This window comes from Vibrio sp. bablab_jr001, assembly GCF_016464285.1.
GTDB lineage: Bacteria > Pseudomonadota > Gammaproteobacteria > Enterobacterales > Vibrionaceae > Vibrio > Vibrio fluvialis.
Genome location: NZ_JACDWZ010000103.1, coordinates 20,184 through 35,941 on the forward strand (window position 1 = coordinate 20,184; position 15,758 = coordinate 35,941).

General features: G+C 48.9%; 5 protein-coding genes. All 5 read right to left on the reverse strand.

The features are described from left to right. Positions 1-2: 2 nt before the first annotated feature. The gene (locus JIG40_RS19730) at positions 3-1,313 is read right to left on the reverse strand and encodes an HlyD family type I secretion periplasmic adaptor subunit (protein WP_199465930.1); all 1,311 of its coding nucleotides are present in this window, start codon (positions 1,311-1,313) and stop codon (positions 3-5) included. Continuing rightward, a complete protein-coding gene (locus tag JIG40_RS19735) occupies positions 1,306-3,492 on the reverse strand; it encodes a type I secretion system permease/ATPase (RefSeq protein ID WP_199465931.1) in 2,187 nt (728 codons plus the stop codon). Before JIG40_RS19735 ends, JIG40_RS19730 begins: the two co-directional genes overlap by 8 nt. After that, positions 3,489-12,794, reverse strand: coding sequence for an RTX toxin (locus JIG40_RS19740; protein WP_199465932.1), 9,306 nt, complete (start codon positions 12,792-12,794; stop codon positions 3,489-3,491). The genes JIG40_RS19735 and JIG40_RS19740 overlap by 4 nt, the downstream gene beginning before the upstream one ends. Before the next feature lie 413 nt (positions 12,795-13,207). Further along, entirely contained in the window at positions 13,208-13,663 is a 456-nt protein-coding gene (locus JIG40_RS19745) for a hypothetical protein (RefSeq protein WP_020328342.1), read from the reverse strand. Positions 13,664-13,676: 13 nt separating this feature from the next. Further along, entirely contained in the window at positions 13,677-15,632 is a 1,956-nt protein-coding gene (locus tag JIG40_RS19750) for an alkyl sulfatase dimerization domain-containing protein (protein ID WP_158152041.1), read from the reverse strand. Positions 15,633-15,758: the final 126 nt, after the last annotated feature.

Consider the following 15,758-nt stretch of genomic DNA (forward strand, 5'->3'; position numbering starts at 1 on the left):
GTTTATCGTTCTCTCAGAGCATTTTCTTTGGCGCGTAATATTGGCTTTAACCAATAATTAAGAACTGTTTTTTCGCCAGTCATAATATCAACCACCACCTGCATACCCGGAATGATGGTAAATTTGTCATCGCCATCAAACACGATATTGGCGCGGTAATAGGCCTTTCCATCCTCAGTCTGGAGCGCGTCAGCGCTGACATAGCTCACCTGACCTTTTAAGCCACCATATATCACAAAGTCATACGCGGAGAATTTCACCGTCGCGGCCAATCCTGTACGTATGAAAGCGATATTTTGCGGCGAGATGCGCGCCTCAACTATCAATGCGCTGTTGCGTGGCACGATCTCCATGATTGGTTCGCCCGGTTTGACGACGCCTCCGATGGAGCGCAAGAAAACCTCTTTGATGGTTCCATCGACAGGAGACAACAATTGCGTCCGGTTGAGCTGATCCGCGATGGCATGTCGACTCTCGTTGAGCTGAGCCAGTTTGGATTCCACTTCGTTAAGCTGACCTTGCGAATCAGCGCGAAAAGAGAGCGCGATTCCACGGTAGTCCGCGATCGATTCGGAATAGACCGCTCTTTGCTTCTGCGCGGCGGCCTGAGAACTGGCAATGTCCCCTTCAAGTTTGATCACGTCTCGGTTCAGCTTGAGCAGTTCAACTTCTGCTACAGCGCCGCTTGAAACGACATCCTTGAGCATATCTCGTTCTTTGACGACAATGGCCAAACTGCTTTTAAGCGTTTTAATCGAGTTCAGAGTGTCAGCGTAGGCTTGTGCCTGTTGCTCAATTCGTAGTTTGGCCTCTTCTAATTGAGATTCGAGTTGCCCTAACCGCTCCAAATAATTAGCTTTTGCGTTTTGAAACGCCGCATGACTATTCGTTGTCACATCAAAGGACTGGGGATTAATCACAACCTGTTCGTTCCAGTTTTGCTGCACGCTTTTGACAATAACGGTACGCAGTTCAGCCTGTAATCTTTGCTTTTGCGCCAGTAGTGACTCCACCTGTTCGGTGGTTTCCGAATAGTTCGACTTGAATCGCGTATCATCAAGCACAGCGATCACCTGCCCCCGCTTCACGGTTTCTCCGGGCGCCACCAGCAGCTCTTTCAGTATTCCGCCTTCGAGGCTTTGAATTGTTTGAACCGAAAGCGTGGGAACCACTTTGCCTTCCCCGACGACAACTTCATCCAATTTGGCCAGTGATGCCCAAACAATGACCGCGAGTACCAATAATACCGACAACCAGATGAGTGAGCGCGAGCGGTAAGCGAGATGTGTATTGCTCCAACGAACATTACTCATACTTACCTCCTTCACGGACGATCGATACCGCCCGGACACGATTCGGACGAGGTTTCGCTTCCTGTGCCCCAAACACCTCTTTCGGTGTGCCTTGAAGGATAATCTTCCCGACGTCTATCACGACGATACGGTCGCAAAGTGAGAGGAAGGAGTGTTTGTGCGAACTGATGATGATCGTCATGTTGCGTGGAAGCGCTTGTAACGAATTAAAGAGCGTGGTTTCGGCATGCTTGTCTAAAGAACTGGTTGGCTCATCCATGATGAGTACGCTGGGGTTGCGGTAAAATGCACGAGCAATGGCGACGGTCTGCCGCTGCCCGCCAGAAAGAAAACGCCCCCCTTCTCCGACCTGGGTTTCCAGGCCATGAGGTAAACGGCTCATCGCTTGGTTGAGCCCAGAGAGCTCGAGCGAACGTTGCAGGCGTTCCTGATCAACAACGTGAAAACCTAAGACGATATTTTCCAGTATCGAGCCATACACCAAATGTGCCTGTTGTCCCACCCACCCGGTTTTATCGCGAAGCAACGCCATCGGCCACATCTGACTGTCCACATTATCGAAATAGACATGTCCTTGTGAGGCGCTCACTTGTCCCATCATCAGTGATAACAGCGTCGATTTGCCTGCCCCCGCAGCTCCGACAATCCCAATGCGCTCTCCGCGATGAATCGTGAGGTCGATGTCTTTCAGGCAAGGCGTATCGACACCCGGGTATTGGTAGCTCACCTTGTCTAAACGGATATTTCCGGCAAAATCAGCGGCCGTGATCATCTGACTGCGTTGCTCCTCTTGAGGCAGAGCCATAATCGAGTTCAAACCTTCAAGTGCCGTTTTAGTCTGCTGATATCGCAGTAATAACATAGCCAGTTGATTCACCGCTCCCGCCGCGCGGCCACTTAACATGACGATGGCAATCAGCCCCCCCATGCTTAACAAACCTTCGGCAATGCGATATACCCCAATGACGATCAGAGCGATGGTGATGATTTGTTGGCTGGACTGTATCGAGTAGGCGACGATATTGGAGTAATGGCGTGACTGATTCTGCCAATCCGACAGCGCAGAAATGGTTTGCTCCCAGCGCTTTTGGCTTTCTCCCGTCGCATTGTTCTGCTTAATTTCGGTCAGTGACGTCAGGCTATCAAACAGATGGGCCTGGCGCTTCATCGACCATGCCGAACTCTCGGTGTGAGACTTTTCGATTTTTGCCTTAATGATGAAACCCAGAATAAAGAGCCCCAACATCACAACGACAGGCACCAGCATCATCGGCCCGCCCAACCAACCGATTAGCACCAGAAACATCAGAGTAAACGGCAAATCGACCAGAGTGATCAGGGATACCGATGTAAGGAAATCTCTTACACTATCGAAGTCCTGCAATTGACGGGCGAATGCGCCGACTGAGGCGGGTCTGTGCTCCAGCTTCATTCCCATGACTTTCGAGAAGAGTATTGCTGAGAGCTTGTTGTCGATATATTTGCCTGCCGTATCGGTCACCACACCTCTTGCTTTGCGCAGCAACCAGTCGAAAACAACGGCTATCGATACCCCAGCCACCAATACCCAAAGGGTATTGAATGCCTGATTGGGTACAACGCGATCGTAAATATTCATGGTAAACAGCGGGATGATCAGCGCCAGAAGATTAATCAGGAAAGACGCCGCGATGAGATCGCGATACCAGGGCGCCATTTCTTTCACCACAGAAAGCAACCAGTGTTCGCGGTAGGAAGCTTGTAAAGAGTCTACTCGATCGTCTAACACGGGTTTAACGCTGATTTGCCAGGCTTGTGCCTGAAAGCGACGCGTTAACTCTTTGTGGGTGAAGCTCAACTTCTCCCAGCCGTTTTCTGTCAGCACTTGCGCATGGCAGTGGGTGCTCTCTTTGCTTAATAAAATGACAGGCTGCTGTTTTTGAACGTCTACGGCGACAACTGGAAAACAGCCTGTTTGCAGCGCGTTGATATTGATCAGCGTGAGTTCCATATCGGCTTTCTCAGCCGCTCGGACAAATAACTCACTATCCAATGAGCCTTCTCGCAAAGGGAGGCCAGACAGGATTTTCATCGGATGCTGGCGCAACTCAAAATGGCGGACAAGCCATGTTAATGTACTGAGCCACGGGTCATGCAAGCTGTTATTGATTGAGGCCTCCTGCGTCTGTTTCATCATCATAGGCCACTCACTAACAGGTTGTTGTCATCAATCATCTTCTGCAACACATCCGATTCCGAGGCTGCACTCGCATCGCCTTGATACAGATCATCGAGGGTGACGCCTTCAAGCATGATTTCTTGTTTAGTGCCTGACGAATCCGGTTTTAAGCTGAGAGTGACGCCCTGACTGTCTTCGCGGAGATCAATTTGATTATCAACATCCGTGATCGTCGCCGCGGTTATAATGGCCGAGACATCCACCGTATCGTTATCCCCGCCGCTGAGTGAGATTTGAAAATCGCTGATGACATCTTGTGTCGGTGAAAGCGTGCTCCCTACACCTGAACTGGCAAACGAAAAAATATCGTTGCCACTGCCACCAATCAGCAAGTCGTTGCTGTCTGTTGCGAGAATGGTTGTATCGCCGGGTTCGACGAGTGAAATGGAGATAACCTGAGCTAACCCCAGCGCGGAACTGTCACCAATTGATGCTGACGGAGTGAGAATAAGTTCGAACTCATCGCTGCCACTGTATCCACCGATAATAGACAAATCCGATACCTCTTCATAAGCAACGGAATAAACACCGTCGGTGTAACTGCCGTGATTCAGTGTCAACCCCGTCGGAAGCCCACTGATCGTGACTTGTCCGGATTCGTCGCCCGCAGGGTTAACCAACGTCATATCTAAACCAAGTGGAATCTCGCCAGACGCTTCAGAGACAATAGAGTGGTAAGCCACCGTTAATGTTGGTTCATCCGGTTCCGGCGCTACGACAATGTTGAGGTCCACACTGATTGGCTCACCATAATCTGAGACTAGAGAGCCCGACACCGTGGCCTGATCATAAGTGCGCACACTGAGTGTTGCATCCATCGACCCAAAAGCATCTTTCGGAATGAAGTCTAATCCGTCGACCTCGTCAGCTTTCACCAGAATCGTTGCAACGGCATTCCCATCTTCATCAAGAGTAAACAGCGCAAACTGGTTACCAATGCGGATACGGCCTAAGCCATCGAGCGCAGTGGCGTCGGAACTGGCATTAATAGTCAACGAGACTTCCAGATACTCATTACTGTTGGTTTCAAAACTACTGGCCTCAAAAGCGATATGAATACTGTCATTTTCATCGCCAGAGAGCGTTTGCGAAGAAACTGTGAGTTCTGTGTCATCACCAACTGGAAGGACGCCAACGTTAAACTCTGACAAGGTGAAGTTGTAGCTGTCGGTGCCGATTTCCTGCGTAATCGCTTGAAGCGTTAAAGAAATGTCACCACTGAAATCCTGAGGTGGCAGGATGTAGATAGCATTGAGTTGTTCTGATGTGACTTGCCACTCCGTATCCGTTCCACTGGTGGACCCGTTATTGGGCAGCAGTTCATAAAGACCATTGTTGTTCCACACCAGAACCGCACCTTCCGGTACGCCCGTGATCACCAAAGAGAGCGACTCAGACCCATCCTGGTCAATCAGCGACGCAGACAAGTTACCGAGGTAGATATAATTGTCTTCGTTGCCGACCACATCTTCGGTAACTAAAACCGCTTTATCTACCACCGGCTCAACACTGATCGTGACTGATGTTGTTTTGGTTTGCGTATCGCTTGCATTTTCACCCGTCAGGCAGCTTCCCGTCACTTCATCAGTTATATTCGCATTAAGGGTCAGCACGATGTCCCCGCTAAAGTTTGCAGGCGGGATCAGTTGAATTTCATCGAGGCGTGACGCATCGGTCACGGTCCAGGTACCATCTCCATTATCGATAACAAGGGAAGCATCCTGTGCACTCAGCACGGCGCCAGTTTGAGAGAGTGAAATCGTTACCCAGTTTACCGTCTCCAGACCTGTCGCAGCGGCACCTTCCCCTGTAATGGTTTGACCGCTTTCTACGCTGTCACCTAACACCAACTCAAGATTGAGTGCCGTTGTGGTATCTTCCTGTACCGTGACACTGGCTGGCACCAGCGTAATTTCATCCACTACCGGGGCGATTTGAACAGTAATGGTTTGTGATGTGGTCAGTGAGTCCCCGTCACAAGGTGCCGTTTCCGTGACCTCAAGGCTAAAGCTGATACAGCCAGCAAAATCTTCGTCAATGCCCGATAACACCATATTTTGTAAACCGGTTCCGGAAATGGAGTAACCGAGCAGGTTCCCTGAGGTGTCATAGGCGAGCGTTACCCCTTCCCCTTCAATGATCACCCCTTCTGGTAATGAATCTGCAGGAATAAAAAACGAAACGAGATTATCAGCGTCGCTGCCGACATCGCTGTTGAGGTATTGTCCAACCGCGATAGATTCTCCTTCCGATGCAATGATATCGCCGCCTTGTACGCTGCCTGGTGTGCTCGGATCTTCACAGCCACTTCCGTCTCCCGAAGAATGCCCGGTCACTTGAAGTTGAAATTGTCCGGTAATGTATTGCGAGTCAGCCCCATCTTTCACAAAAGCTTTCACGGTCACATCCACAACTTCCGTATTGACCGAGCTGTAAATCGTGGCTCCAGCCAGCAAATCTTGCGCCGTTTCAATCACACTGTCGCTGGTAATGCCGTCCATAGGGATAAGCCAGTTTCCGTTGGCATCCTGGGAGACGCCATTCGGGTGAGACACGACCAGGTTATAGTCACCCGAGAACTGCAGTACGATGTAGTCAAGGTATTCAGACCCATCGAGATCCGCCTCTGTAAATGTGATCGCGCCACTGACATCAATAGCCGAGCCATCTGTACTGGTTAATAGATCGCTTGTCCCTTCCAGCCGAGTCTTTTCACTATCCTCAGCACCGATATCCACTTTTCCTTCCACCACGACATCCAAAGAACCAGCAATCGCCTTAACATCCGTGTCTGCGGTTGGCGAGGTATCCGTGACCTCATAAGTGATGGGAATACTGAACTCGCCACTCAAATCTTCATCCGCTTTGACCGTCAAACGCCCACTAGCCAGTAACGCGTTTAATGTGGGTGATTCGCCGTCCAACAGTGTGCTCAGATCCAGTGGAAGCGACGAGGTCACAACCTCAACCGCATCAAAATAGAGTGTTAAGCCATCAGGAACAGCATCTATCGAGTATCCGGTTAAAGATTCACTTGAGTCCGAGTCTTGATTGATCTGCGGCTCAAGGTTCAAGGTCACAGCTCGGTCTTCAACGCCACTGCTATGAATGCTTTGACCATCATTTTGATCGACAACCGGCAGCACATTCATTTCAACAGTCAGAGGAAATTCGCCGGAAGCACCGTCCGGCTCTGTGGAAACAACAATCACATCCAGCGAGAGTTCGCCGCTGAAATCCTGTGCAGGTTTAAGGTAGGTGTCTGCCAAAACAGAATTAGAAACTTGATAGACCGGCCCAGTCACCGGATCGATATAAGCAATAGGCAACGTCACCGGATCGCCATTCGCATCCACCAATGACGTTCCGTCAGGAATATTGCTGAGCAACACATTGATCTCTTCCGACTGGTCATCATCCGATGTCTGGAGAATGAAATCCAATTGAATGAGGTTGTCTTCATTAAGAGGCGCTGCGTTGCTGATGACACGATTAACATCGTCGTACTGCCAATGCCCTTGTCCACCATCCAGGACATCAGGTTCATCCACGACGCCTTTCAAGTGAATATCGATGGTTTGGGTAGTGCTTTCTGCCGTTTCGTTTATCGGGGCTAGTCCGTCAATGGTAGATTCCGTCGCGATGGCCGTGACTTGGATAGAGAGGGACTCGCTGTAAGAACTGATGTCCGCCTTGGGTTGTAGCAGTGCGCTCGAACTCGCCAATGCATCGGCCGTCACCAAGTAAGTGTTCGCGGCAATTAACGTTATCCCGCTGCCGATAGGCAACGTCCAGCCATCTTGCACTTCAATTCGATACGCCAATGACTCTGAACCATCGGTATCCGTCAGATTTCCCGAGATGTAATCTTTGAGATCAATCGCCTGATCTTCAAGGCCTTTAATATCATTCACCGTCAGCGTCGGTGTATCTGCGTCCGGACTGACATTCACAACGATCTGATGGGTGATTTCCGCCGTATTGTCCTGTTCATCGGCAAATACGCTACCGGATTCCGTGCTGACGGCGGTGATATCAAAGGTAAACTGACCCGCTAAATTGGCCTCAGTTGAGACGCTCATTTGATTGAGCTGCGATTGACTGTATGCCTGACCTTCAACGATAGCATTCCCATTCAGAGTGATAATCAGCCCATCGGGTACATTCGAAATTTGGTAGTGAAGAGTCTCCGAACCATCCACATCGTACAAATCAGCCACAATATTCAACAACGTAGGAGAGTCAGCGTCTTCCACGGTTTGGTACTCAAAAGCAGAGGATGCATTCCATTCCGGAGCGTCAGCAACGGGGATAACGTTAACGTCTAACGTATTTTTTCCCTCCAGCACCACGCCATCAGGATTCAGATCGGAAGTGATGACGGCTGAAATGTCCAACGACACGGTCACCGTGTTGTCTGATGTATTGAGGGCTGGTTGGAACGTTAATATTCCGTTCGGAATATAGAAGCTAAATGATTGCGTTATTTGCCCGTCCGACAAGCGTAAGTTGATGAAACCATCGCTGTCATCATCACTCAGCGCCACCCCATCCAGAAACAAGGTGCCACTTTGCAACGAATCAACGGATATTCTTATTTCCTGTACTTGCTCGTTGTTGTCTGTATCCCCCGCCGACACCTTTATCGGCAGCTCTACAGCATCGATAGCGCCACCATTATTCGCACCGCTGTCCTCAAGCGTGTTGACCGTCACGACCCGAATAAATCCTTCAAAATCATTCAAGGTAAATTGAACATTGTTGTCGACCTGATCGCCATCGGCATCCACAATGGTTAGCGTCAGATCATCAGCCAGACCGTTAACTGGCGTTGAAACCAGCAATTCCGTTGTCAGTGTAAAATCACCATTTTCTGAAATAACCAGCGTGCCATATTTGCTGTTGCCATCACTGGTATTGAGCAGGTCTATGGTCCAGGTTCCACCAGAATACTCTGCGCTACTGGCATCGTAAGTCACACCTTGATAAATAAGACTGGCGATCGTTGCCCCATCGGCACCGGCAACATCACTGTGATTGGTAAACCAGTTACTCGCATACTCATCACCCTCGGTCAGCTCTACCGTAGCAGTGGTCGCCTGAGGCACATCGTCAACCACTGAAACGGTGTAAATGGCACTGGATGAGCTGTCGCCATCCTGATCGGTTGCGGCGATAGCAAAGTTGAGCTGAAGTTCGTTTTGATCGGATAACACACCACTGGGGGGTGCATGTTCGAGGGCTTGGTAGAGGTCAAAATCCACCGTGCCATCTAAGTTAAAGCGCACCCGAAAAACATTCTGATCACTCCCGTCGGTTGCATAGAGCCACCCGTCAGAATCGGCTGCATTTAACGTAATCGCGCTACCTGCACTTGTTTGGTAACCCAGCGCGTTAAATGCATCAGTATCCACGGTGACACGAATAACCTCATCGGATCCCTGAGTGATGGTCAGCGACGGAGTGCTGATTTCCGTCCCGGAATCCTGAGCGTCATCCGTTAGTCCACTCTCATTCACCGTTATCCCGCTATTCACAGTGATCTGTGGTTTTTGACCATCGTAGACATTGATGTTCGATACAACCGACACTTCGGTACCATCCGAATCACGCGTCATCACTGGTACCGGAATCAGTATCTCGGTGCCAGCACCAACGGTGTGATCGATAGGACGATATAACTCGATTGATACCCCGACCTCTGTGGACGTCTCGGAAGCCAGAGAGAAATCGCTGGGTAAAATAACGCTGAATACGGTATCCCCATTGACGACGATAGCATCATAACTGCCGTCTCCGTTGTCTCGCCAAACAAGGTGGCCTCCGTTGTAGGTGACCGGGTCACCGTCGGAGTTCACCACTGTCTCCCCCGAAGTCACGTTCAAGCCAAGGAAAACGATCGGGTCAAATGAAGAAGTAACGGTTATGTTTACGTCAGCGGTCGCTGAAACGCCACTGGGAGCGACACTTGAATCGATCGGGGTTTCTGTCAGATTGACCGTGCCGTTGGTAATAGCAGCGTCGCCATTGTCATTATCATTCACCGTAATATCGAGAGATAAGGAGGCTTCATCGTCGTCTGAATCAACAACGTTCACTACCAAGGGAATGGTTTGTGAATCACCGACCAATTGATCTAACGCTCTAAACAGCTCAAAGGAATAATTGATATCACTGTCGGCATTCAGCGGTAATGTTGCGGTCAGTGTGGCTTGAAAGACCGGAACGTGCGTCGTTCCATCGGTAGACAGAATATAACCAGTGATGGATAAACCATCGGCAGAGACTTGATAAAGAATGTCGCTACCGCCGCTGGTCAAAGTTGGCTGACCATCATCACTGAAGGACAGCGCCTCAACGTAGTCGCTGCCAATATCAAGATGCAAACCACCGGTTGCAGTGACGGTGCCGCCAGCGAGAGCGGCCTCATTGACAGACACGGCAGCCGTATTCGTTAATACGGGATCAGCACCGTCCTGAATTACGAAAGTAACATTGTTACTGCCTAACGGCGTCGCATCCAGATCCTGTCCTTCAACGACCAAAGGAAGCTCGACCGAGTCACCGCTTTGCAATTGATCCAACGGGTATGCCAGATCGAGCGTAATCGAAGCAATCACGTCCTCACCAGATGCAACGCCGCTCATCAGCAGGGTAAACACCGTGATACCATTTACCGTGGCGGTAATCTGTTTACCGTCAGCACTCAAAGCATAACTGAGCGTGTCGTCTGACACTGAACTGGTCAGCCCTAACGCTTGCAGTTTGGTCAGTGAGGAAGCATTAAAATAGAGTGAATCGGGATCAGGGTTATCTGAACCACCAGCAACATTCACATTGCCGACCATGGAAAGTGAGGCTTCAGACAGAGAGACTTCTGTGGTGAAAACTATGCCAGCATTTACCACACCTGGCACACCATCCACGATCTCAATCGTCGCTGTCGCCAACCCATAATCTCGTGACGAGTCTGCGGCGGCATAATCAAATGTCACCAACTGCTCAACACTGTTATCCAGATTTCGTGCAGCCTCAAATTCCCAACGCCCATCGGAATAAACCGTCAAGGTGCCCTTATCTAAGGAAAAGTTGACCGAGCCTCCATCGGGTACCACTTTTTGCACACCATCGACCTCAACGATTTTGACGTATAACGCGCCATCTAAGTCGACATCATTATCCAGCACGTTCCCGGTCGCGGAGTTATCTTCCACCACGGAATAAGACTCGTCATGAATCACGGGGTCGGAATCATAAATTGTGATCGGCAGGCTCGCCACGACTGTTTCTGTCGTTCCATCCGCATCAGTTTGCGTGCTGTCAATGAGCAACGCAGTAATCAGGTAATCCTCGCCACTTGCCTGATCAACCGCTTCGAAAAAGGTGATTTTTACTGTACCGTCGTCGTTAATCAGAGCCGTAAAGACGGTTCGATTATCGGCGGACGTTCCTACCAACGATTTCCCATCGCTGGCAACTACGGTAGTAATCACCTCACCGACCGAGGTCAATGAAGCAATGATCGACTGATCATCATGAAAAACCGCTTCACCATTTTCAATATTGATATTGGCGGAACTCGTCTGCTGGCCATAGAAACCAATGATGTTCTCAGAAAAAGATTTAGCGTCCGGCAGTACAATGGTCGGCATATCATCAACCGCGGGGTTACCCGCCGCATCTTGCACTTCCGCTTCAATAGTCCAGGTCGAACTTTGATTGAGCGTATCGACGGCAATGCCGCTCACAGTCCAATTTCCTGAAGCATCCACATTGCCGGTAAATTCTTGCGTTAACGTCCCATCACTGACACGAATGGACACCGTTAACCCTGTCTGAACACCCGTTGTTGAACCGCGCATTTCGGTGACCAGCCCTTGGCGGAAGTCATTGATGTCCAAACCGCCTAAAGCATAAAAGCCAGTATCAATATCAATGGTCGGTGACGTTGCATCGATGGAGGTTGCGGTGTCTGATGCTTGAGCAGGGTTGCCAGCAACATCCGATGTGGAAACAGAGACGCTCAGAGTACCGTCAGCCAACGACGACAGATCCTGATCTTCTAATCGCCATTCACCATTGGACACGAAAGCAGAAAATGTTTGTTGAGCATTCAAAGAGTCAGTAACAACAACGGTGACTGACTGCCCATCTTCGACTCCGGTGACTTGCCCGAATAAAGTCACTGCCTGACGTTCGGTGATATTCAAATAGTCATCACCACCGTCATCAACATCGACCGTGATGCTTGCCTGCGTATCCTTCACGATGGTGTTTTGCCCGATTGCCGGGTTGCCCGCGATGTCGACCGATTTCGCAACGACCGTTAAAACGCCCTCCGACAGTCCGGACAGATCAAGGCCATTTAACGTCCAACCGCCGCCGGATACTATCGACTCAAAAGTTAAACTTGCCCCTGTGGAATCCGTTACGCTGACAGAGATCGGTTGACCATCCTCAACGTATTTGATGGAGCCTGTCAGTTGCACTCCGCCAACTTCAAACTGGTTCAGGTAGGCGTCGCCGTTGCCTTCGAATGCCACCGTGATTTCGGCAAGCGTATCTTTGATGGTGGCATCATTAGCGCTAAGGCTGTTGCCAAATGCATCGCGGATGACAGAAGCGACGGTTAATGGCCCTTCTGCCAACGAAGATAAATCCACTCCAGAAATTTGGTAGAACTGATTGTCGACTTTGGTGCTGACAGTGACAGACTGACCAAGGTTGTCCCGGATCGTGATGTCGACAACCCAATTGTCACTCACATTCACAGCACGTCCCTGAATCGTAACACCAGGAACTTCAAACTGGTTCTCGTAACCATCTCCGCCGTCTAGAATCTCGACGGTTAAAGCGGCGTCCTGACTCAGCCCTTCGACCGAATGTTGAGGAGTTTGACCACTGTCACTGCTCCTTTCTGCCATTCTGGTGACATAGCCTGAAGAAACCAGTTTTTCAGGTAACACAGCCCGAATGTAAGAGACAAAACTCAGTCCTTGCGATGATTCATTTAGTGCAAATGCATCTTGTGAAAACGCTGACTCAATTTCACTGTTTACCCGGTTTTCTATCACTTGTGTATCAACAGAGTTATCTTGGCCGGATGACTCTACACCAGTATTCAGCGTTAGAGCTTCCTGATTGACGACCACGGTTGTCACACCCGGAACTTTGGGATCCGTCGGCAATACCTCTACCCAAGAGCCATCACTCAACACGGCCCATTGAACATCGCCTACTTGGATATAGATGACGGGTTCCATAGTTTAATCCATAGTAAAACACTAGGATTAAGTATGGTTGACGATTTCAATATTTCAAATTCACGCCGAGACAAATAACCTTTTTAATCAAGAGGTTATATTATCACTACACATAGATTACTTTAGTGAGACCTAATTAAAAAACTTAATAAAAAACAGAAGATTAAATTCAACCATACTCATATATAACGCGTTTTTTGTAGAAACAAACTGAACTTAACTATTAACGGAAAACACTCATCCTGCGACAAAGATCATCATTTATAACTAGCCTCAAAGACGAGAAAACACTCAACGTTTTGAGACCCCAGATGATAACAACCAGAAAAATTCGCTTTCGTCATTTCGGTTTCTAAAAAAATTAAGGAGGTACAACGTACGCTCCTTAATGCATTTTGAGACCTAAAGACCCACTAACTTGTCAGCACCAGCCCCAGCTTTTCTGCATGTTTCAAACTCAGTTTCTTTGACACAATATTATGCAAAGCGATCTCAGTCAGTTGCATCACTTTTTGATTCGCCTCAGGCGGCAAGGAGTGAACAGTCAACTTACTGTTTGCATCATAGTGCGCCCACAACTGGCTATCCACCAGATAGATATAGGAATCCATAAGGGCATCAGAGTTCTGGCTGACCAATAAGTGCAACCACCACGTTGCCCGACGTAATCCTTTTTCACCTTCAAGCTTTGTCGGAACCGAAATAGTTTGAGTATTTAGGGCATCTTGCGTCGCCATTGCGACATCCAGCGCGCCAGGATAGCTCTCCGCAAACGGGTTACTAAACTGCCCGTCGTAAGAGCAAGCCCAACTTAATGGGCTTGCACTCAATGTACATACGGCAGTCAGAAAAGCAGACATCAGCTTCATCTTAACCGTCCTACTATGGTGTCACGATATTGAACCAGAAATTGAAACGATCCAGCATTCCGACGAAATCCTTGAAGACTTCTTTGTCACCCTTCAGCTGAATGTCGCCATTGGCAATCGCTTTTTCGAGCGTGACGTTACCTAACTGAACATCATCCAGTACCGATTTCGTCAAGGTTAGAGTCACGTTGGGTTTATCCGATTGCTTTTTGGTATGAATCAGCACTGAGTCTTCCAGATACAAGGTGTATTTCTCATCCAGGTCCGTGAAATTCAGATTGATGGCAAATTTCTTACCTTCTGCTTTTTCAGGCAAAATACGTACCGCGAGATAATCAAACAACATCTCAGGTGGCATATTCTTGATGATGTCTGGTGATGCAGTCTGAACACCACCCGCCGAAGGGGTGCCATTTCTTAGCTCATAAGCACCTTGCAGATATACAGAGCGCCATGGGCCAGATTCTGACTGATAACCTAACTGCTCGTACGCATCCGCTAGCAGTTCTTTACCTTTCTTACTCTGTGGGTTCGCAAACACAACATGCTTAAGCACTTCAGCAACCCAACGATAGTTACCTTTATCGAAGTCTGCCTGAGCTTTCTGAATCGCCGCGCTCTCGCCGCCCATATACTCCACGTATTTCACTGCAGCATTGGTCGGTGGAAGATTGTTCAGATCAGACGGGTTGCCATCATACCAACCCATGTAGCGTTGATAGACAGCACGGCTGTTATGACGCAGGGTTCCGTAATAGCCACGGGTGCTCCAGTTATTTTCCAACGTTTTGGGTAGCTTAATGATTTCTGAGATTTCCTCACCTGTGTAGCCTTGGTTCATCAAGCGTACGGTTTGGTCATGGGTATATTTGTAGATATCGCGTTGCTTCTTAAAGTACTCAACGATGTCAGCATTTCCCCACATCGGCCAATGGTGGCTTTGGAATTTAACCTTAACGTCTCCGCCCCACATTTCGATGGTTTCTTGCAAATATCCCGACCATTTCAACGCGTCACGAACCTGCGCGCCACGCAGCGTCAGTATGTTGTGCATAGTATTGGTTGAGTTCTCGGCCATCCACAGTGCTTTCTTATCCGGGAACCAGGTGTTCATTTCCGTCGGAGCTTCTGTGCCAGGGGTATATTGGAAGACCATCTTCACCCCATCAACGGTCATTTCATCGCCGGTTTTCTCGATGATGTCCGTAGGTTCAATGAGTGTGGCGATCCCTGTTGATGTGGTTTGTCCTAAACCACCGTTTACACCACCAAATTCATTTCGAGGTAATAATGCGCCGTACATGAAGATCGCGCGACGCCCCATCGCATTACCCGCAATCACGTTTTCCGACACGGCATGTTCAGTGAATCCGTGCGAAGCAATGATTTTAACCTTGCCCGCTTTCACATCTTTTTCGTCAACAATCCCGCGAACACCACCAAAGTGGTCGATATGACTGTGGCTATAAACGACGGCGACAACCGGACGTTTACCCAGTTTTTCGTTAACAAAATCTAAAGCGGCTTTAGCCGTTTCTTGTGAGATAAGTGGGTCAAAGACAATCCAACCGGTATTACCTTTGATAAAAGTGATGTTACTCAAGTCATAACCGCGCACCTGATATATACCATCGGTCACTTCAAATAAGCCATTAATCATGTTGAGCTGAGCGTTACGCCACAAACTTGGGTTAACGCTATCCGGAGCCGGGTTATTAAGCGTGATGTACTGTTTGTATTGCTCCAAATCCCAAACGACGTCACCTTTGTCATTTTTGATCGTTACCACATCCTGCTTTGCGATAAGGCCTTTCTGAGCGTTTTCAAAGTCTTTTTTGTCGCTAAAAGGTAAGGATTGTTTGACTGCATTGTTTGCGTCTATCGTTGCTTGCGTGGCGGGTTTCGGGTCCGCCGCACTTGCTCCCGATGAGACCATCGCTGCAATCAATAGTGCCAAGACTGACTTCATTGCAATACTCCTTATTGCTTGTTATCGAAAGAAAACTTTTTAAGCGTAGTACAGCAGCAACTCACATACGAAAATATATTCATTATCACTTAAGCTGATGCAACGGGTGTCTCAAGCGAACATCAC

Excerpts from the sequence above, each read along its gene's own strand:
- JIG40_RS19730 (WP_199465930.1), bottom strand. The coding sequence starts at position 1,313 with ATGAGTAATGTTCGTTGGAGCAATACACATCTCGCTTACCGCTCGCGC.
- JIG40_RS19735 (WP_199465931.1), bottom strand. The coding sequence starts at position 3,492 with ATGATGATGAAACAGACGCAGGAGGCCTCAATCAATAACAGCTTGCAT.
- JIG40_RS19740 (WP_199465932.1), bottom strand. The coding sequence starts at position 12,794 with ATGGAACCCGTCATCTATATCCAAGTAGGCGATGTTCAATGGGCCGTG.
- JIG40_RS19745 (WP_020328342.1), bottom strand. The coding sequence starts at position 13,663 with ATGAAGCTGATGTCTGCTTTTCTGACTGCCGTATGTACATTGAGTGCA.
- JIG40_RS19750 (WP_158152041.1), bottom strand. The coding sequence starts at position 15,632 with ATGAAGTCAGTCTTGGCACTATTGATTGCAGCGATGGTCTCATCGGGA.